Source organism: Citrobacter sp. MGH104, assembly GCF_001034485.1.
GTDB lineage: Bacteria > Pseudomonadota > Gammaproteobacteria > Enterobacterales > Enterobacteriaceae > Citrobacter > Citrobacter freundii.
Genome location: NZ_KQ089818.1, coordinates 607,987 through 628,255 on the forward strand (window position 1 = coordinate 607,987; position 20,269 = coordinate 628,255).

The window sequence follows — 20,269 nt, forward strand, 5'->3', positions numbered from 1 at the left end:
ACAGAGAAAGAATACTACATTCCGAAGAATATTTCCTAAGCTTACTCTTTTAAGTAAATTGTACAAAACAAAAACGGCAGCGCCTCCCCATATGCAACCAGACTAATATTCAGGGTGTTCACTACCGTTTGTTTAACAATTTATTATCAAGCAGATATTTGATGACCTATTCGCTTAACAATTTCTCAATACTCTTACGAAACTTCGGACCTTCTTTCAGGTTACGCAGACCATACTTAACGAACGCCTGCATGTAGCCCATTTTTTTACCGCAGTCGTAGCTGTCACCCGTCATCAACATGGCATCAACAGACTGTTTTTTAGCCAGCTCCGCGATGGCATCCGTCAACTGAATACGCCCCCATGCACCAGGTTGGGTATGCTCTAAATCGGCCCAAATATCAGCAGACAACACATAACGCCCTACTGCCATCAAATCGGAATCCAGCGTCTGCGGCTGATCAGGTTTTTCAATAAATTCAACGATACGGCTGACTTTGCCTTCGTTGTCTAAAGGCTCTTTAGTCTGAATAACCGAGTACTCGGAAAGATCGCCTTCCATGCGTTTTGCCAGCACCTGACTACGCCCGGTTTCATTAAAACGAGCAACCATCGCAGCCAAATTGTAGCGCAGTGGATCTGCGCTCGCAGTATCCAGCACGACGTCCGGTAATACGACGACAAACGGGTTATCCCCGATAATCGGGCGCGCACAAAGAATTGAATGACCCAGACCCAGTAACTGAGCCTGGCGAACGTTCATAATAGTCACGCCAGGAGGACAGATAGACTGCACCTCAGCCAATAGCTGGCGCTTAACACGCTGCTCAAGTAATGATTCGAGTTCGTAAGATGTGTCGAAATGGTTCTCAACCGCATTCTTAGACGCATGAGTTACCAGAACGATTTCTTTGATACCTGCAGCTACAATTTCGTCGACAATGTATTGAATCATCGGCTTGTCTACGATCGGCAGCATCTCTTTAGGGATTGCCTTTGTGGCTGGCAACATGTGCATCCCCAGGCCCGCTACCGGGATAACTGCTTTCAAATTAGTCATTCTCTCTCCTACCTCTTAACGGCTGATAAAGTATAGACTTTAGCCGTACGTTAGCCAGTATTGCTGGCTCCATCCTTAACACGAAATAACCAGGTTAAGGTAAACCGAGTGCAAACACTACACTTCACCAGCATCGAGGTGAACTCAGATTCCTCGGAAACGTACAGATAGAGTCGTTTTTATATCATTTCCGAAGAATCATAGTTAACTGAGCCTTGATACTCTATAAACAAAATTCACTCAGAGACAAACGTGATGTCATCTTTCTTATCATGTAAAAATTCGTATTTTAAAGTGCGATCCAGTCCCTGAGACAGCGTGTAGGGTGCAACAAAACCAGATGAATGAACTTTGGTTGCATCAAACTGTGTCGTGGCACAGAACTTCTTCACGCGCACAGAGCTAACAGCATATTTTTTACCCATCACTTTGCCCAAAATATCAAAGCAATAACCGCCTAACATGCCTAAAGCGTAAGGTAAGTGTGCTGAGGGGATTTTTTTACTTAAGCTCTGTTCAACTTCGGTAACCAGTTGATTCATACTCAGATCAGGTTTATCAACGTAATTATAAACCTCATAACCAGTAGTCACATTCTTCAGTTTATACTTGATAAACTCAACAATATTACCCACATAAGCCATTGATTTATAATTCGTACCCGCCCCAACCATCATAAACTTACCGCCAGCGATTTGCTTCAGCAGATTATAAACGTTGCCGCGGTTGCGTTCGCCAAAGATAACCGTCGGGCGGATAATGGTCAGCGAGCGTTCATTTGGAGCTTTGGCATGCCATTCACGCAGGACTTCTTCAGCTTGCCACTTACTTTTACCGTAGTGGTTAAAGGGATCGTGAGGATGATTTTCATCGGGGTTGGTTTTGTTCAGACCATAAACGGCGACAGAGCTGGTGAAAATGATGTTCTTAACATCATTTTTCTCCATAGCGGCCAATACATTGCGCGTCCCCTGAACATTCACATCATAGTAGAGTGAAGTAGGACTGACATCATCACGGTGTTCAGCCGCTAACAACACGACTGTGTCATAGCCTGACAGCGCCTGATCCAGAACTTGTTGGTCGCGAACATCACCGATTTGCGTGATTTGCGGATAGAAATGACTTTGCTGTTTATCCAGATTCTTAATATCAAAATCCGCTACAGCCGTTTCCAGGAGTCTGGTCCCCACGAATCCGGAGGCACCGATGAGCAAAACTTTATCGTTCATAAATCACTTTGTCTGTTCGTAACACAAGAAACATATGATAAAGATGAGCGTCTTCCCTGAGTAGTCAATGCTGCCCAGCCCCAGCTTTAACAGTAATTGAGTGATTATAATCTTTTAGCCAATGATATCCAGTAAGATTATAGCAGGCTTACCTCCCCTGCCCCGGTAGTCGAAAATTCACCGCTTCTACATTCACTACCTGATGGTTTATACGGTCAATGTCAACTGAACTTTGCCCGACTTCATTTACTGCATGAACACTGGCCAGCGAGAGTAGCGTGTCCTGTTTAGCCATAAACTTACCGCGTACGTCCTGGCGCAGATCGAAGTGCATCTTAAGTGCGGGCCCCGTGCCCGATTGCTGCATCACCCTGACGTTACGTAAAAAAAGGTGTTGCGGTTGGTTATGCAACTCAAGCGTGGCACACTTCATCTCCACGTTGGTGATGGCCACGAATGACGTTGCATTACCAGAGGAGATCTGAATTCCGCGTAATTTGTATTCACGTTTGGTGTTATCGAGATGGATATTATTTAGCTTAAAGTTTTGTGGAATGGATAAATATCGACCTTTGATGACGCCATAACCAATGAGCATACCTGCGCTGTTCTCCATATTGATATTATCAATTACGAAGTTATCACATCCATAAATAGCAACCGTCGCATTATCAATGCCTGCTTTCTTACTAAAATCCGGGGTGATATTTCGCGCGGTAATATTACGAATGATAAAGTGTTTGCCGTTCTCAACATGAACTAACTGCCGACAGTCGGTACCGGTGATGTTCGCCACCACGAAGTTTTTTACCGCCAGTTCATCGGGATAGCTATTGTCATAGGTACTGCCCGCCAGCCCGATACCGATGCCCCAGTTCACATTGCCATTGGTACAGTTAATACGTTCAATGACATGGTCAGAAATGAGGATGTTGCTGTCGTTGATAGCCACATTCCACTCAATGGCATCTCCCTGTAGATCGCTAAAACGGCAGTTTGTAATCTTTACGCCATCCATTCGGTTATGAAAACCCTGACGCAAAATCCCATAGTTAGCGCGTGTGACAGTAATATCATCAATAATCAGATTACGCATCAGCCTTGAAGTTTTACCGCCGATATAGATTTGCGTCACCGGACCGAAACCGCTCATGGCAATCCCTTTTATTACACAGTCCGAACCACGTACATCCAGGGTAACATTCTTCAGGCTCCCGCCCTGCTCGCCCACCACTTTGCATCCATCCTGCAGAATAAAGCGCCCACGGCCATTGCCACTTATTCGCCCTTGTATGAAGAGCGTTTTGCCAGGAGGAATAACGATAGCGGTATTGAGATCCTCACATTCCAGTCCATATGGTACGACTACCGTTTGTCCTTCTTTGAACGCCTGCCTGAAAGAGGCCACCCAATCCTGTGGGTTGTAATCCTGAATATTGACGCTCCCCGATGATTCAAGCGCGCGAACAACGGGAGTATGCAGTACGACAAGCGCAGAGCCCGCCGTCAGAAAAGTACGGCGTGAGAGTTTGTTCTCTGACATACAACCTCGATTTACATCGTTTGCAGCAGACTGGCTAACTGTTTATTGATAGCTAACTGATTAAATTCATTTTCAATTTTTTCGCGCGCACACTGCACAATCGACTGTACCTGCTTACTTTCGAGCAGGCTAAATGCCGCTAAACGTTCTGCCAGTGCCCGCGCGTCGTTTTCCGGTGCCAGCCAGCCTGATTTACCCGACTCGACCAGCTCCGGGATCCCGCTGTGAACGGTGGAAATCACCGGAATACCCACCGCCATCGCCTCCATCAATGCCACCGGGATCCCTTCCATATCGCCGTCTCTTCCGGTGATCGAAGGCAGCAAAAATACATCCGCCTGTTCAAGCATCTCCTTTACCTGATGACTGGGTTTAAAGCCGGGCATCTCAATCACATCATCAAGCTGATATTGCTCGGTCAGCGTCCGCAATCGACGCTCCCACGGGCCAATCCCCAGAATGCGATAGCGAAATGAGATGCCTTGCTCTTTTAACTGACGACAAGCTTCGATGGCGAGGTGCAGTCCTTTTTTCTCGGTTAACCGGGCGACAGAGATTATTTCCAGCGGTGCGGCTGGTGCTTTTAGTTGGCGAGGGGTAAAACGCGTCATATCAATGCCCATACGCGAGACGGCAATTTTTTGCGGCGGACATCCCATGTTTTTTAAACGTCCGGCCCAGAGATTGCTGATGGGTAACATCAAATCTCCACGTTGAAACAGTTGCTGATACTCAGGGGTATAGCGGGCCAAAACGCCCCGGTGCGAAACATCAACCCCATGAAATACCGTGGCGATTTTTCCGCGGATCATCCCAAGCTCACGCAGCTTGGCGGCCGTTACGCCTGCGGGCCCAAAATGAGCAATAAAAACATCCGCCTCAAACGCTCGCGGATTCCCGCCGCAAATAGCTGCCAAAATCAGATTGCGCGCCTCCTCACCATAGCGTGCAACATTAAGCGCTTTCCAGGTCGCTGCGCGGGTAATACCGTGCAGAGCCGCCGCTGCCCTATATTTCAGTTTCGCCAGTTTGCTTTCCGGTTCATTCAGCAACCAGCGCGTTTTTTCACCCAGACGGTAGGTATTAAAGGAGGCATGAGTATTTTCAAGATCGCCCTTCTGCAAAGCGACAATCTCCACGTCGTAGCCCATATCGATAAATGCGGTTATCTGATTGAGTACAAATGTCTCGGAGGAGAGCGGAAATTTAAGCAGGAAAAAACCAATCTTCATTTTTCCCCCTCAATACGCGTTAAAACCGACTGCACCATGCGTACCCCACGTTCGCGTTCGCGCATAACCGCGTCGCCGAGACGTATGCGCAGCTCAGGTAACTGTCCGAGAGTATCGGCAACCTTCCCTTCGAGACTGCCATCGAGAAGATGACGAATATCAACAGCCATCTCCGGTAACCCCAGTTGTTGCATGATCCCGGCCGATTTGTGCTCGTAGTTAATGGCGATGGCAGGCGTCATAAAATTCATCGAGATGATGGCAGAATGCAAGCGAGTCCCCACCGTCAGATCGCATGCGCCCAGAATCTTCCCCATCTCCAGATCGTTAAGTTCATCCATCACCACGTGATATCGGGCCGGATCGTTAACATACTGGCGCAGGTTTAACGCCACCATGCGGTCATCTTTGTTGTAACTATCAATACCGGTGCAAGTTGACAGCACTATCACCTGGTAACCTTCGTCGAGGATGCGGTTCACCACCCCGGAAAAGGCTTGCTCATAGGCCTGCTGCGTTGTCCCCAGACGCTTATCAAAAGGAGCCAGCTCACGCAATGTAATGGCAACGGTCTTCTGTTTAGCCGCCATGTCTAACCAGTGCTGTACCGCATAACCTGGCTCAAAATCCTCATGATGGTTGTCAACCAGCCAGGCCGTATCCACGCCAGTTTCGACTTTATCCGTGGTAATTGCGCTGCGCTTCATCAGATCCAGACTGACGGATTCACGTAAAATCAACGCATTACAGTGACCAAACACGTAGTTCGCCAGTTGATTAAACTGCCCATCCTGGAATGGCCCCACGCTGTGACCAATCATGTACAGCGGTTTTTTCGCCATAAACGAACACAGGGCATGTTCAAACTGCGGCACGCCATACAGATCGACAAAGAACGATCCGCCGACCTGGATGATGGCGTCATAGCGCGACAGCAGACGGACAAAATCGGTAAAGCCCTGGGCGATAGCGATATTGCGCAGATTACCGGAATCGGTAACACGCGAGAGCAGTACCTGATGCTGATAGCGACGACGCAGCACTTTCTTCACGCGCCCCATAACACCCGCTGCGTTGTTGTGTTGCTTCATCTGCAAATACAGCGGGTCGCCCATCACCGGGCGGTTTAGCAACCACGAAGAGCTCACCGGGTAACGGCTCATCACATCCACTTCGGTCTCGGGACGCAACGCGTTAATGGCATCCAGCAAACCGCGCAGGATCGCGCTATCCCCTCGGTTCCCGCAGGTATGGTTGCCTAAAATTAGTAATTTCATTATGACCTCTTAAAACGTTGTTCTTATCCCGCACGGAGCAAGGTTTTCATTTTTTCACTGCGACAGAGTTGGCGTTTTATTTCCACCACCAGCGGATGGCGCGACAGCACAATCATTAGCGCAAACACCAGTGCTCCTGCCGCTATCTGGATCCCCAGCAGCGCGCTTAATGGCACCTGGTTACGCAGGGTTAAGCCCAACGCATAGCTCACCACAAGGGTTGGTAAGGAGAGATACAACGGCAGCCACAGGCTGAGCATGTACTGACGGTAGCTGGAGCCAAGAACAGGTTTGATCATCACGAAGTAGCTGAGGATCGTATTAATCACCTGAACCAGCAAAAAGCCCAGCGTCACGCCAATCGCCCCCGCCAGATGACCGCCAATGAAAATGGCAGGAATAAACAAAAAGGTTTTGAAAACATTGAATTTGAAGCTGATATCGACCCGGGCTTTCGCCATCAAGAGCGATCCTATTGGATTCCCCACGGATCGCAGCAAACCCACAATGCACAACAATTGCAGGACTGGAATAATGCCGTTCCACTTATCGCCGAATACCAGCGGCACCACGTTATTCGACACCACCATCAGTCCCAGTAGCGCTGGGAAGTTGATAATCCCAACCACTGACAGCAGCTTGTAAAAATTCACCCGTAGTTTTTCGCTGTCGTCCTGGATTTTGGCAAACGCCGGAAACAGCACGCGGGTGATAATCGGGTTCAGTTTGATCGGCGGGACAACCGCCACGTTCCAGGCGAGATTGAATCCGCCCGCCACGCCAGCTCCCAACGTGCGAGCTAAAACCAGCGTGGAAAGGTTGGTATTGATGTAATTGATGATGCTGTCTGCCGTCAGCCATGCGCCAAAACGCAGGTTCGACGAAACGGATGCCAGCGAAAAATGTAGCCCCGGACGGTAAATCCGGCGGCCAAAATAGCCGAACAGCAGCGTACGTAGCGTACTATTCACCAGATACCCAAGAATGGCCGTCAGCGCGAGCGGCCAGAAATGGGCGCTGACCACGGTAAAGGTAAATCCAGCCAGCACCGAACTGGTTTCAATCATGCCAATTTTGTTGAAGGCCAGCTCTTTTTGCATCAGCGCGCGAAACTGCTGCCCGTGCGGTATCACCACAAACGCCAGTGATAAGGTTTTGATGAGCGGCGCCAGTTCGGGATTATTGAGCACGCTGGCAATCGTCTCGCTAAGCAGAAACATCGCCACACAGACCACGATCCCCAGCCCAACGTTGAGCCAGTACAGCGTTGTCAGCTCCAGATAACCAATCTCTTTGCGTTGAATAATTGAGTTGGCGATACCGAAATCCGACAGCGTATCGGCCAGCGCTATGATCACCAGCGACACGGTTAACAACCCGAACTGGTGGTTATCAATAATTCGCGCCAGGACAGTCATCTGAATAAGTCCGAGGCCAATAATGATCACCGTGGCAATCGCCGACCACTTTGCACCATTAAGCGTTTTTTCTCGTAAGCTCATGTTAATACGCCGCTTTGTTAACAAAGCCTTTGAATATCGTCAGAAAAACAATTTTGATATCGAACCACACGCTCCACTCGCGAATGTATTCGAGGTCAAACTCCACACGTTTCTCCATTTTTTCCAGCGTATCGGTTTCACCGCGCCAGCCGTTGATTTGCGCCCAGCCGGTAATACCCGGTTTCACCTTATGGCGTAACATGTATCCCTCAATCAGTTGGCGGTACTGTTCGTTATGCGCCACCGCATGCGGACGTGGTCCGACGATAGACATCCCCCCGGTGAGCACGTTAATAAACTGCGGCAGTTCATCAAGCGACGTCCGACGCAGGAAATTCCCCACAGGAGTAACGCGCGGATCGTTTTGCGTGGCCTGCGTCACCACCGCATCGTTTTCCATCACTTTCATTGAGCGAAACTTCCAGACTTTGATCGGCTTCCCATCCATGCCATAGCGAGTCTGGCGGAAAATCACCGGTCCTTTGGAGGTCAGTTTTACCAGTAGTGCTATGCCACACAGCACCGGGGAAATAAGTAGCAGGATCAGTGAAGCCAGCACGATATCTTCCGCGCGCTTCAACAGACGATTAATTCCCGAGAGTGGCGTGTCATACAGCGGCACCACCGGAATGCCGTTCATCTCTTCAATCCGTGAATGCAGAATGTTGAAGGTAAAGACATCAGGAATAAGGATCACTGAACAGGTGGTATCGGCCAGCTCGCGCACTAATTTTTTGACGCTGGCACCATCGCTCATCGACATGGCGATATAAACGTTATGAATGCGTGAGGCTTTGGCGTCATCCACCAGTTGTTGCAGATTACCGGCCCAGTCGCGGGAGTTTTTTCCAGGGATAGGGTCGTGATAGATACCTGCTACTTCAAGCCCCAGCCACGGTTCATGGCGAAAACTGTCCAGTAGCATTTGTCCAGCTGGCAGGTCCCCTGCCACTGCCACCCGGCGAGTGTTGTAACCGCGATTACGCAGCCATCCCGCGCCGTAGCGAATAAACGAACGACTCAACACCAGGCCAACGCTGGATAGCAGATACCACGCCAGCCAGACGGCGAGACGGTTATCAAAATCATTATTAAAGGCGATCAGACCTGCGCAAAAAATCAGGCTTAGCGTCCAGTTTTGCAGCAACAGCACCAGCTCAGTGGTAATTTTGACACCACGCCAGGAGCGATAAAAATCCGTTATGCCACCGAGCATCTGAAAAACGACCAGAGTGATCAGCGCCACCAGCAGGTGCATGTACAGGAAAGGCAAACCGCTTAATTCGCAGATTACCCACAACCCGCCAAACATGATGGTGATATCTGAAAAGCGTTGCACCATCGAAATTAACGACGCATTGGTTTTGGCGCGCTCGCGCTTCTTTAGATGTGTCATCGTGGTTCCTGTTAGTCACCCTTTGCCCAGAATCGGGCAAAGGAAGCACCAGCATTACTGATTCAGTAACGCCAGAAGAGTGCGCGTTCGCGCTTCCATCAACGGAATATCTCCGCGCGATTCCACGTTCAGGCGCACCACCGGTTCGGTATTGGAAGAGCGTAAATTGAAGCGCCAGTCGACAAACGACATGCTGATACCGTCCGTTCTGTCCACCGTCAGCGCCTCACGGGAAAAATGCTGCTCCACGCGCGCAATCGCTGCAGCCGGCTCTGCCAGCGTGCTGTTTATTTCACCACTCGCCGGGTAGGCCACCATCCGGTCGCGGACCAGTTCGCCCAGCGACTGCCCTTTCAGACACAGCAGCTCCGCCACCAGCAGCCACGGGATCATGCCGCTGTCACAATAGGCAAAGTCACGGAAATAGTGATGCGCACTCATCTCACCGCCGTAGACGGCATCTTCGTGGCGCATCCGCTCTTTGATAAACGCGTGTCCGGTTTTTGACATCACCGGTTTACCGCCTGCCGCCGTCACCACGTCCACTGTGTTCCAGGACAGACGCGGGTCGTGGATAATCTTCGCCCCCGGATTCTTCTCCAGAAACGCCTCCGCCAGCAGGCCGACAATGTAGTAGCCCTCAATGAACTGACCTTTTTCATCGAACAGGAAGCAGCGGTCAAAATCACCGTCGAAGGCAATCCCCATATCGGCGCCGTGTTCAATCACCGCGTTGCGCGTGTCAGCCCGGCATTCCGGCAGCAGAGGATTGGGAATACCGTTGGGGAAGTTGCCATCCGGCGTATTGTGGATTTTGATGAACTCGACCGGCACGCCCAATGTTTTAAAACGGGCTTCAATGGCGTCAACCACCGGACCTGCCGCGCCGTTGCCGGAATTGAGCACCAGCTTCATCGGTTTCAGTTTGGCGGGATTGATGTAACCCAGCAGGTGGTCAATGTAGGCATCACGGGTAGTAATACGCTGGTAGCGGCCACGTTTTGTCTCATCAACCGCCGGGAAGTCGTTGGCTTCCGCCAGGCGCTGTACGTCGCGCAGACCGGTATCACCGCTGATGGGCCGTGCCCCTTCCCGCACCAGCTTCATGCCGTTGTAATCCATCGGATTATGGCTGGCGGTCACTTCAATACCGCCGTCAATACCCAGGTGGAAGGTGGCAAAATAAATCTCTTCGGTACCCGACATGCCAATATCCAGCACATCCACCCCCGCATCCTGAAGTCCTTTCGCCAGCGCCAGCTTTAGCGTCTTGCTGGTCAGGCGCACATCACCGCCGAGGACAATCGTTTTTGGCTTCAGGAACTCGCCGTAAGCGCGGCCAATACGCCACGCGATATCTTCATTCAGCTCTTCGCCCAGCCTGCCGCGAATATCGTAGGCTTTGAAACAGGTTAATTTCGTCATGATTTACCCTTCTTCAGGCAACAGGAGGCCCTGACTCTTAATGAGCCTTTTAATGAGTGTTAAATGCATTTCCTGGCGCGCTTCGCTTACCGGGCCTACGGTGTTGTAGGCCGGATAAGCGCGGCGCATCCTGCATCAGGCGCGCCCGTATCTGTCCGCAAACCGCACCACATCATCCTCATCGAGGTAAGATCCGGAGCGCACTTCAATCAGATCGAGCGGGATTTTCCCGGGATTCTCCAGACAATGGGTCGCCCCAAGCGGAATATAGACAGACTCGTTTTCAGCGAGCAGTTTGATGTCATCATTGATCGTCACTTTCGCGGTACCGGCCACCACCACCCAGTGTTCAGCCCGGTGATGATGCATCTGCACGGACAATCCTTCACCGGGTTTAACGGTAATTCGCTTCACCTGGTAACGGTCTCCGGCATCAATGGAGTCGTACTTGCCCCACGGACGGTAAACTTCACGGTGAATATGGTGTTCATGTCGTCCGTCAGCTTTAATTTGCTCCACCACTTTTTTGACGTCCTGCACCGCGTTGCGATCGGCTATCAGCACCGCATCTTTGGTCTGCACCACCACCAGATCCTTCACCCCGACGGTCGTCACCAGGCCAGATTCGGCATACACGTAGCTGTTCTCCGTTTTGTGGCTAATGACGTCGCCATGATGCACATTGCCTTCAGCAGTATGGGCGCTGATTTCCCACAGCGATGACCAGGAGCCAACATCGCTCCAGCCTGCGTTCATGGGCATTACCACCGCATCGGCCGTACGTTCCATTACCGCATAGTCCACAGACTCTTCCGGACAGGCGAGAAACGCCTGTTCATCAACGCGGATAAAATCGAGATCGGGGTCGACCGTACTCATGGCATTCACACAAGCCTCAAGAATGTCGGGGCGGTACTTTTCCAGTTCTTCCAGGTAACGTCCGGCGCGGAACAAGAACATGCCGCTGTTCCAGTAGTAATCGCCGTTCGCCACATAAGCCTGCGCGGTTTCCAGATTGGGTTTTTCAACAAACTGCGCCACTTCGAACGCCACGGCGTCGGTATTCGTTGGCGAAACCACGCCACGGCGGATATAGCCATAGCCCGTTTCCGGCTGGTCCGGCACGATACCAAACGTCACCAGCTTACCCGCACTGGCATAGGGCATAGCATTGCGAACCGCCTCGCGAAATGCCTCTTCGTCGGCAATCATGTGATCGGCCGCCAATACCAGCAGCAGCGGATCTTCCTCCGGGCTTTGACGTTTTGCCGCCAGTGCGGCCAGCGCTATCGCCGGTGCCGTGTTACGTCCGGCGGGTTCGAGAATAATGTTCTCAGTCAGCTTGTGCAGTTGCCGTAGCTGTTCCGCGACGATGAAACGGTGTTGTTCATTACAGATAACCACCGGGCTTTCACACTCCACGCCATTCAGACGACAGATCGTTGTCTGCAGCATGGTGAGATCACCTTTCAGGCACAGGAACTGCTTTGGATACAATACGCGGGACAGAGGCCATAAACGGCTACCCGAGCCACCGGCCATCACTACCGGAAAGAGTTTGCTTTGACTCATCATTAACCCCGAATATCAGCAATAAATTGGCTAAGCACGTTATCTTTATCCAGCGTGCGTTCGGCATAGTCACGTGCCACCGTATTGACTTTTGGCATCCTCAACGCTTGTTGGATACCGCAAACCAGCGCATTTACCGATTCCGGCTCCACGCATACAGCGATGCCTGGAACAATGTTACAGAGCTGCCCCAGCTCGGTTTCCGGCTCGGCGGTAATCACAGCGTTACCACCAACGGCGAGGATATTGGTCAGTTTGGAGGGCAGTACGGCATCCGCCGCACCGCGCTTTTGTACCACCAGATGACAGTCCGCCATTTTGAGCAGTGCAGGCAGCGCGTCATAAGATTGCAGCGGAAAGAACATCACATTGTTCAGGCCGCGTTCGCTGGTCATGTTCTCCAGCCGCGCTTTACCCCCGCCCTGCCCGACAATCACAAACAGCCAGGGCCGCTCGCTCAACAGGGCCGCTGCGTCGATTACACTCTCCAGTCCTTGCTTTTCACCAATATTGCCAGAGTAGAGAATGATTTTTTTTCCATCAGGCAAGCCCAGCTGCTGGCGCAACGCCAGAGCATCGGCGGCGTCCACATCGCGAAAACGCGCTACTTCTGACCAGTTCGGAAAGAAAATAACCTTCTGTGCATCAACGCCCTTTTCCTGTGCTTTATTCATCATTGAGCGAGAAATGGTCGAAATATGATCCATATTCAACAGCCCACTGCGCTCAAAAGCGCTGGCCAGTTTTGCCACCATACCGCGCTTGCCTTTGCCCGCCATGCCAAGTCCCAACATGGCATCAACTTCGTAATCCTGAATATGCAGCAGCGTGCGCGCCCCGGACAGCTTCGCCAGCAGGCGCATTCCCGGCGTACAAAACAGCGTCGGTACTACCCCAATGATGCGATCCGGCTTCCAGCGGCGCTGCGCCAGCAGCGGGAAGAAACTGCTCAGGGCGAAACTGCCTAAATGCAGTAGACGCTTGAGCGTGGAGGGCTGCTCAGGCACATACAGCGGGCAACGCCAGACGATGGCATCGCCCTCTTCACGACGGTAGCGCCAGGATGAATAGCGACCGTTGACTTTCCACTGCGGATAATAAGGCGGCGCAGTGATCACCCGTACGTCATGCCCCTGTTGCGCCATCCACGCCACCATTTCACCGGTGTATTTACCGATACCGGTCAACTCCGGCGAATAGTTGATGCCATACACAAGGATCTTCATAGCCCGGGTGCTCCGGCCTGACTCTTCTCACAGAAGTAAGCCCGGCTGTTGTCGTGCACGCGGTCAGTGGCCAGAATCTCTTCAATTGCCAGCCAGCGGTACGCGTCATGTTGAAGGTCAGGCAGTTGCAGGTCGTTTTCCGACACCCGCAGACGAAATCCCAGCACGATGTAATGCGTTGAGAAATCTTCCCCGGAAAAGTTGTCGTCATAGAAGTGCTGCCAGACACCGTAAAACTGCGCAGCGGACAGCAGTAAACGTAACCCCAGCTCAGCTTCAGTAAGCCGCTCAAAGGCCGCGTGCAACGGTTCATCTTTTTGCACCCGACCGCCGGGCACAAACCAGTACCCCTGCGCAGGACGATTGAGGCGCTTGCCAAGCAGAAATTCACCGTGGGCGTTTTCCACGATCAAATCGATGGAAATCAGCGGAGTTGAACGTACAACGGTGGAAAAATCCTCATGACGTAAAAACATGCTTACCCCCGGTAACGCTGCTGGTTTTCAAGAAACCACTGATATGTACTGGCAAGTCCCGCTTGCAGAGATATCTCGTGATACCAGCCCAACTGATGCAGACGCGTAACGTCAAGCAATTTGCGCGGCGTGCCGTCCGGTTTGCTGGCGTCAAACACCACGCGCCCCTTGTAACCCACGACCTCCGCAATAGTCTGCGCCAGTTCACGGATGGTGCAGTCCACGCCGGTACCCACGTTGATATGCGACAGCATAGGCTGGGTATATTCCTGCAACACTTCCTGAGCCAACTCCATCACGTGGATACTGGCCGCCGCCATATCGTCGACATGCAGAAATTCACGCATTGGCGTCCCGCTGCCCCATACCACCACATCCGGCGCATTTTGCCCGCGAGCTTCATGAAAGCGGCGCAGCAGCGCCGGGATCACATGCGAATTACTCGGATGAAAGTTGTCATGCGGCCCATACAGATTGGTCGGCATCACCGAGCGATAATCACGGCCATACTGTCGGTTATACGATTCACACAGCTTGATACCGGCAATTTTGGCAATCGCATACGGCTCATTGGTCGGTTCAAGTGTCCCCTGCAACAGTTCACTCTCGGCGATTGGCTGGGTAGCTTGCTTGGGATAAATACAGGATGACCCGAGAAACAACAGTTTATTCACGTTATGCAGATGTGCAGCATGAATAATGTTGCTCTCAATCATCATGTTTTCATAAATAAAATCAGCAGGATAAGTATTGTTTGCCACAATCCCTCCTACTTTTGCCGCCGCCAGATAAACCTGGTCAATACGTTCAGCGGCAAAAAACGCCTGCACCGCACTGGCGTCCAGCAGATTAAGCTGGTCGCGGGTACGCAGCACCAGCTCCACATTATTTCGCTGCGACAATTGTCTGACGATGGCGGACCCCACCATCCCGCGATGGCCCGCCACAAAAATACGTTGTGTCTTCATCCTCAGTACTCCAGCGCGATGGCAACCTCGTAACCGTGCGACTTGAGCAGGGAATGTTTCTTCGCCGCATCAAGATCGTTAGCAACCATTTCCGAGATCATCTGGCGCAGCGTGATTTCCGGTTTCCAGCCCAGTTTTTCATGTGCTTTGGCCGGATCGCCCAGCAGCGTTTCCACCTCAGCCGGACGGAAGTAGCGCGGGTCAACGGCAATCATGACATCGCCTGGCTTCACGCCCGGCGCATCATGTCCGGTCACGGAAACCACGATGCCTTTTTCATTCACGCCCTCACCTTCAAAGCGCAATTTAATCCCCAGTTGAGCTGCCGCCATTTCTACAAACTGGCGCACGGAATACTGCACGCCGGTGGCAATCACGAAATCTTCTGGCTTATCCTGCTGCAGCATCATCCACTGCATCCTGACGTAATCTTTGGCATGCCCCCAGTCGCGCAGTGAATCCATGTTGCCCAGGTACAGGCAAGACTCCAGCCCCTGAGCGATGTTGGCGATCGCCCGGGTAATTTTGCGAGTGACAAAGGTTTCGCCGCGGCGCGGAGACTCGTGGTTAAACAGAATGCCGTTACAGGCATACATCCCGTAAGACTCACGGTAGTTGACGGTTATCCAGTAGGCATACAGCTTAGCAACGGCATACGGTGAACGCGGATAGAACGGCGTGCTCTCTTTCTGCGGGATTTCCTGAACCAGACCGTACAGCTCAGAGGTGGACGCCTGATAAAAACGGGTCTTTTTTTCCAGACCAAGGAAGCGGATCGCCTCCAGCAAGCGCAAGGTGCCGATCGCATCAACGTCTGCGGTGTATTCCGGTGAATCAAACGACACCGCAACGTGGCTCATGGCACCCAGGTTATAGACTTCATCCGGTTGGACTTCCTGTAAAATACGGGTCAGATTGGAGGAGTCCGTCAAATCGCCATAGTGCAGATGAAATTTGGGATTGCCTGAATGCGGATCCTGGTAGATGTGGTCCACACGTTCGGTGTTGAATGATGAAGCGCGACGCTTAATACCGTGTACTTCGTACCCTTTTTCCAGCAGGAGTTCTGCCAGGTAAGAACCATCCTGCCCGGTTACGCCAGTAATGAGAGCGACTTTTGACATGTTATAACCTCTTCAGTGATCCCCTCAGGGAGTAACTTTCTCGACGCGTTCGCGCGTGACTACTGCGGGATTTCCCCGACAAATGACATTTGCTGGCAGCGATTTAAATACGCTGCTTCGTGCCCCGACGACGGTGCCATCGCCAATCGTCACGCCAGGCGCGACAAAGACATCTGTCGCCAGCCAGCATTTATCGCCAACCACTATCGGTGTGGCGTTAATATCAAAATGTTGGCTGGCATAATCATGACTCCCGGTGCATAAATAACTTTTTTGCGAAATAACTGCGTGTGCCCCAATCGTAATATCACCTAACGTATATAAAACCGCGTCATCACCCACCCAGGCATAATCTCCCAGAGTTAGTTTCCACGGATAAGTAATTTTTACTGAAGGCCGAATGACTACGTTTTTTCCTATTTTTGCGCCAAACATCCGTAATAAAAAAGCACGCCAGCGATACATGACCTGTGGAGACCAGCGAAATAATGTTGCTTGCACCGCCCACCATAATTGCACTTTAATAGCGCCGCCGCCGCGAAAACCTCCAGGCACTTTAAATCCGCTTAAGTCTTGCATACTGTGCCCTTACGTTTTTCCATATAAGGTTTTTGTTTTATCGGTTGTGCGCAGACGTAAACATTCTGACAAACCGGTCCAAAAACCTGGCATGTGTAATATCTGGCGCTGTACTTTTTTGGCATCCCGGCACAATTCCAGATTATTCGTCGTTGACACTCCGCCCATAGAAAATTCCGACACCAACCCGCGCAGCTTTTTAAAAGCGTAACCGGACTTGTATAATTTGGCTGCCAACGCGTAATCTGACGATATTTTATATTGCAAATCATAATGCCAGACATTCAGTCCCGAGAGCGGAAAAAATATTGCCTGATGGCTGGCGGGCAGGCTGTGATAAATATACCAACCCGGTTTTGCCCGACGCTTAATTTTGTTGCCATTGCCGAAATCCAGCAACGCATCGCCAATGACCATAGTTTGGTCACTCTGCATTTTTAGCTGGCGGATAAAACAAGCCGCATTCGCGTGCAGAATATCCCCGGAGTTGAGGAACAGTGCAAACCGCCCGCGCGCCATGGCGATGCCTTTGTTCATCGCATCATAGATGCCGTTATCCGGCTCGCTGACAAACCGTAACCGGTGCTCCCCACTGAGTCCTTCAAGAAACGCCGACGTACCATCCGAGGAGCCGCCATCAACAACAATCCACTCAAAACTGATATCACCCGCTTGCGCCAGATGTGCCAGCGACGCGTGAGTTTTGACGATCCCTTCCAGATTGCGAAAGGCGACGGTAATGATACTGAGCAGCATGTGAGTTACCTCGCGATATTCAGCGCCTTGCGCAAAATAAACGGACACACAATTAAAAATGCGTATTCCGGACTAAATACTGAACCTGTAAAAAACAGTGACAATGGTGTAAAAAGATAAAGCTGAACCCGATAATTCTGATTATCGCCAAACGCATTGATCATCATTTTCATGACCTTCCCCATGTACCATAGGGCTAATATCACCGCGAACCATGAAAAATAAATAATCAGCAGATACAAGCCATTGTCTATTGTTTTACCGACATCTGCACCGTTAAAAATTCCGAATGACGCGACGTATTCATAAAGTGAGCCAAATCTCACTACGCCATCAACGTTCAGTAATGAATAACCGACCATCACTAATGGTCCTACGATACGATAATACGATGACGAACCTTCAGTTCCTAAATCACCAAGCCGCGTTGCGATGTACGGAAAAGCAAATATCACACCAACTAAAAACACGCTCAATGAGATTATCGCCAGAGGTAGCTTCTTTTTTATCGCATCCTTATTTAGGTACTGAAACGCCCATTCCAGGAGGTAAAACAAAATAAACGTCATTACTCCTGAAAACGATCCCGATAATATTATCCCTACCAGAATCATAGCATCGGACTTAGGTGTTTTGATACCAAACTGTTTGATACTGAGCCAAATTGAGATTAACGCCAGAGCGAAGAATGCCGGTTCGAAATAGAGCGCGGTGGTTCGTTTCCCACCAAACTTAATAAAGTTCAGAACATAGCTGTTACTGTAAATAAGATATTTCGAAATAACTTCCATTAAACTGCTGCCGCCGCTGAGAATTATCTGTGCCATTTCAGCTGCAGCTAACCCCACCACCAGTCCCACGACCAGCCAGAAAAAGCGCAAGATTTTAATGTAGTTATGCGGCGAAATGGTTTTGAAGCGAATACTCCATACCATGCCAATGATCACCACGGTGTAGATAAACAGCATAGCGGACGTTACATACTTGCTGGCATCCAGTGACTGACCAAACAAATAGTTAAATACCGTCAGCCCCCCCCCCAAACCCAGCGCTATCATTAGCTTTTTGATATTGATGCGTTCAACAAACAGCAACAGCAGAACAGGTAAGAATGTGACGAGGGTTATCGGGAAGCTCTCGCCAAGCTGAGCAAGTTTGACGTTAACCAGCAGATAAAGCAGCGGTAGCACCAGATAGCTACAGATTCTGATAGAACGAGACATATTCCTCCAGCATCTGTTGTCCACTGTATGCCAACCGGCTGCGCTGGCTAAATGCGGCAAGCGACGTGTCAAAAACCGCCTGCGCAATGTCTGATTTTTTCAGTTGCACCAGTTGCAACACTTCAGCTTCGCTGAACGTTTTTCCGCCTGATTTAGCCAGCACTTCCTGCGCGGCATCGCTGTGCGTGGCTATTACCGGTACGCCGATGGACAGCGCTTCGCACAGAATCAGCGGGTAGTTATCGACACGGGAGCTGAACACCAGTCCATCCATCTGATTAAGCGCACTCATCAACGTGCGCTTATCGCTCTCAAAACCGTGATTGATGACGTTATCTCCCGCAAATGGCGAAAATTTGCCGAAGGTATGCAACTCAATTTTGTCTCCGAGCGCGGTAATCGCTCGCACCAGTTGCTGACTGGTTTTGCCGTCATAGCGCAGGTCATGAGCCACCACGGCAATTTTCGGCCGACCGCTCTCCTCAGGCATCGCGGGTAGTTCGGCAAGAATGGTTTCAGTTGCCACATCAATGCCATTATTGATAATGCGGCAGCGTCCCGCGCCATACAGGCTGTTGAATGCGTCGGCCACATGCTGACTGGGCGAGATAAACTGGCAACCCAGCGCCAGCATCGCACGAAACATCTGCCGCTTACCGGGTAACTGCTGATGTGCTTTATCGATTTTTACCGGCGGATAGTTGCTAAGCGTTGGGCATTGCAGACAGCCAGTTTTCCAGCCTTCGCAGCCATCGGTAAAGGCACAGCGCCCGGTCACACTCCAGTGATCGTGCAGCGTCCAGACGAAGGTGATATCCGGTTTATGCGCTTTCACTTTTTGGCAAAAGGAGACTACCTCTTCCAGGTTCAACCAGTAGCTGTGCAACACATGAAAATGCAGTACCAGCGGGCCGTTAGTGCGGGTAACCGTACGATATAGCTTGTCGAGATTGCCGAACATGTCGCGGTTCGCGAAACGAAACAGCGCAATGTTCGCCGCCGACGTCAGGCGCGGCGTATATTTGATAACCTGCGGGTATTTCGCATGGCTGGCGCTTTTTTTACCGCCTTTGCCATAGCCATAGACAAAACGCGACGACAGTCCTTTTTCCAGCGACCTCAGATGCAAATCTAACGCCACGCCTGCCGCCCCACCTTCTGCGAGTCGCACATTAAATTGTAATATCTTCATTTTATTACCTTCACCCGTGCCTTCTCGCCCACAACCTGCGCATTGTCCGGAACGCTATCCACCACGACGCTCCCGGCACCAATCGTCACGTTATCGCCAATAGCAACGTCGCCAAGCAGAGTGACGTTGGCCCCCAGCTCAACGCTGTTACCGATTACCGGGCAGGACAAATCGTTGGTGCCAAGATTGCCGATGGTGACGCCGTGACGTAGGGTAAAATCATCCCCCACAACCACGTGTTTATTGATAACCACCCCATAGCCATGATGGATGGTGAAACGACGACCGATTGATGCAGCTGCCTGAATTTCATAGCCAAACAGGCATTCGGTGATAAGGCGGTACATCACCAGTACCGGTGCGGCCCACAGGTTGTTTAAGATGTTTTTTTTACGCCAGACGGAGCAAAAATGGGCAATCCGATAGGCCACCACCATGCAGCAGGGGCGCAGACTCCAGCCGTTCACGCGTAAATCTTCCAGCATA

Annotated in this window: 18 protein-coding genes; all 18 read right to left on the reverse strand. The window is 51.0% G+C overall.

Annotated elements, in window-relative coordinates; genetic code table 11:
* Window positions 1-166: 166 nt before the first annotated feature.
* A complete protein-coding gene (galF, locus tag SK34_RS02980) occupies window positions 167-1,060 on the reverse strand; it encodes a UTP--glucose-1-phosphate uridylyltransferase GalF (RefSeq protein ID WP_048232319.1) in 894 nt (297 codons plus the stop codon).
* Between the two features lie 236 nt (window positions 1,061-1,296).
* A complete protein-coding gene (locus SK34_RS02985; RefSeq protein WP_048232321.1) occupies window positions 1,297-2,292 on the reverse strand; it encodes an SDR family oxidoreductase in 996 nt (331 codons plus the stop codon).
* 148 nt (window positions 2,293-2,440) lie between these two features.
* The gene (wcaM, locus tag SK34_RS02990) at window positions 2,441-3,835 is read right to left on the reverse strand and encodes a colanic acid biosynthesis protein WcaM (protein ID WP_048232323.1); all 1,395 of its coding nucleotides are present in this window, start codon (window positions 3,833-3,835) and stop codon (window positions 2,441-2,443) included.
* Between the two features lie 11 nt (window positions 3,836-3,846).
* Window positions 3,847-5,067 (reverse strand): colanic acid biosynthesis glycosyltransferase WcaL, encoded by a 1,221-nt coding sequence (gene wcaL / locus SK34_RS02995; RefSeq protein WP_048232325.1) that lies wholly within the window; start codon window positions 5,065-5,067, stop codon window positions 3,847-3,849.
* Window positions 5,064-6,344 carry a colanic acid biosynthesis pyruvyl transferase WcaK gene (wcaK, locus tag SK34_RS03000; protein ID WP_048232327.1) on the reverse strand — a complete coding sequence of 427 codons (1,281 nt, stop codon included), beginning with the start codon at window positions 6,342-6,344 and terminating at the stop codon, window positions 5,064-5,066. Before wcaK ends, wcaL begins: the two co-directional genes overlap by 4 nt.
* A 23-nt stretch (window positions 6,345-6,367) precedes the next feature.
* Window positions 6,368-7,846, reverse strand: coding sequence for a colanic acid undecaprenyl disphosphate flippase WzxC (wzxC, locus tag SK34_RS03005; protein WP_048232329.1), 1,479 nt, complete (start codon window positions 7,844-7,846; stop codon window positions 6,368-6,370).
* Between the two features lies 1 nt (window position 7,847).
* Complete coding sequence (wcaJ, locus tag SK34_RS03010) at window positions 7,848-9,242, reverse strand: undecaprenyl-phosphate glucose phosphotransferase (protein ID WP_048232331.1); 1,395 nt, start codon at window positions 9,240-9,242, stop codon at window positions 7,848-7,850.
* A 54-nt stretch (window positions 9,243-9,296) separates the two neighbouring features.
* The gene (cpsG, locus tag SK34_RS03015) at window positions 9,297-10,667 is read right to left on the reverse strand and encodes a colanic acid biosynthesis phosphomannomutase CpsG (RefSeq protein ID WP_048232334.1); all 1,371 of its coding nucleotides are present in this window, start codon (window positions 10,665-10,667) and stop codon (window positions 9,297-9,299) included.
* Window positions 10,668-10,802: 135 nt separating this feature from the next.
* Complete coding sequence (cpsB, locus tag SK34_RS03020) at window positions 10,803-12,239, reverse strand: mannose-1-phosphate guanyltransferase (RefSeq protein ID WP_003841806.1); 1,437 nt, start codon at window positions 12,237-12,239, stop codon at window positions 10,803-10,805.
* A gap of 2 nt (window positions 12,240-12,241) precedes the next feature.
* The gene (wcaI, locus tag SK34_RS03025; protein ID WP_003844321.1) at window positions 12,242-13,465 is read right to left on the reverse strand and encodes a colanic acid biosynthesis fucosyltransferase WcaI; all 1,224 of its coding nucleotides are present in this window, start codon (window positions 13,463-13,465) and stop codon (window positions 12,242-12,244) included.
* The gene (locus SK34_RS03030) at window positions 13,462-13,941 is read right to left on the reverse strand and encodes a GDP-mannose mannosyl hydrolase (RefSeq protein ID WP_048232336.1); all 480 of its coding nucleotides are present in this window, start codon (window positions 13,939-13,941) and stop codon (window positions 13,462-13,464) included. The genes wcaI and SK34_RS03030 overlap by 4 nt, the downstream gene beginning before the upstream one ends.
* 2 nt (window positions 13,942-13,943) lie before the next feature.
* Entirely contained in the window at window positions 13,944-14,909 is a 966-nt protein-coding gene (gene fcl / locus SK34_RS03035; protein ID WP_003841801.1) for a GDP-L-fucose synthase, read from the reverse strand.
* A gap of 2 nt (window positions 14,910-14,911) precedes the next feature.
* Window positions 14,912-16,033, reverse strand: a complete 1,122-nt coding sequence (gene gmd / locus SK34_RS03040) for a GDP-mannose 4,6-dehydratase (protein WP_003036748.1) — start codon at window positions 16,031-16,033, stop codon at window positions 14,912-14,914.
* 24 nt (window positions 16,034-16,057) lie between these two features.
* Window positions 16,058-16,612 carry a colanic acid biosynthesis acetyltransferase WcaF gene (gene wcaF, locus SK34_RS03045; RefSeq protein ID WP_003036750.1) on the reverse strand — a complete coding sequence of 185 codons (555 nt, stop codon included), beginning with the start codon at window positions 16,610-16,612 and terminating at the stop codon, window positions 16,058-16,060.
* 9 nt (window positions 16,613-16,621) lie between these two features.
* The gene (gene wcaE / locus SK34_RS03050; protein WP_048232338.1) at window positions 16,622-17,368 is read right to left on the reverse strand and encodes a colanic acid biosynthesis glycosyltransferase WcaE; all 747 of its coding nucleotides are present in this window, start codon (window positions 17,366-17,368) and stop codon (window positions 16,622-16,624) included.
* A 5-nt stretch (window positions 17,369-17,373) separates the two neighbouring features.
* Window positions 17,374-18,591 carry a colanic acid polymerase WcaD gene (wcaD, locus tag SK34_RS03055; protein ID WP_048232340.1) on the reverse strand — a complete coding sequence of 406 codons (1,218 nt, stop codon included), beginning with the start codon at window positions 18,589-18,591 and terminating at the stop codon, window positions 17,374-17,376.
* Entirely contained in the window at window positions 18,566-19,783 is a 1,218-nt protein-coding gene (gene wcaC / locus SK34_RS03060) for a colanic acid biosynthesis glycosyltransferase WcaC (RefSeq protein ID WP_003844325.1), read from the reverse strand. Before wcaC ends, wcaD begins: the two co-directional genes overlap by 26 nt.
* Window positions 19,780-20,268, reverse strand: coding sequence for a colanic acid biosynthesis acetyltransferase WcaB (gene wcaB, locus SK34_RS03065; protein ID WP_048232341.1), 489 nt, complete (start codon window positions 20,266-20,268; stop codon window positions 19,780-19,782). The genes wcaC and wcaB overlap by 4 nt, the downstream gene beginning before the upstream one ends.
* Between the last annotated feature and the right edge of the window lies 1 nt (window position 20,269).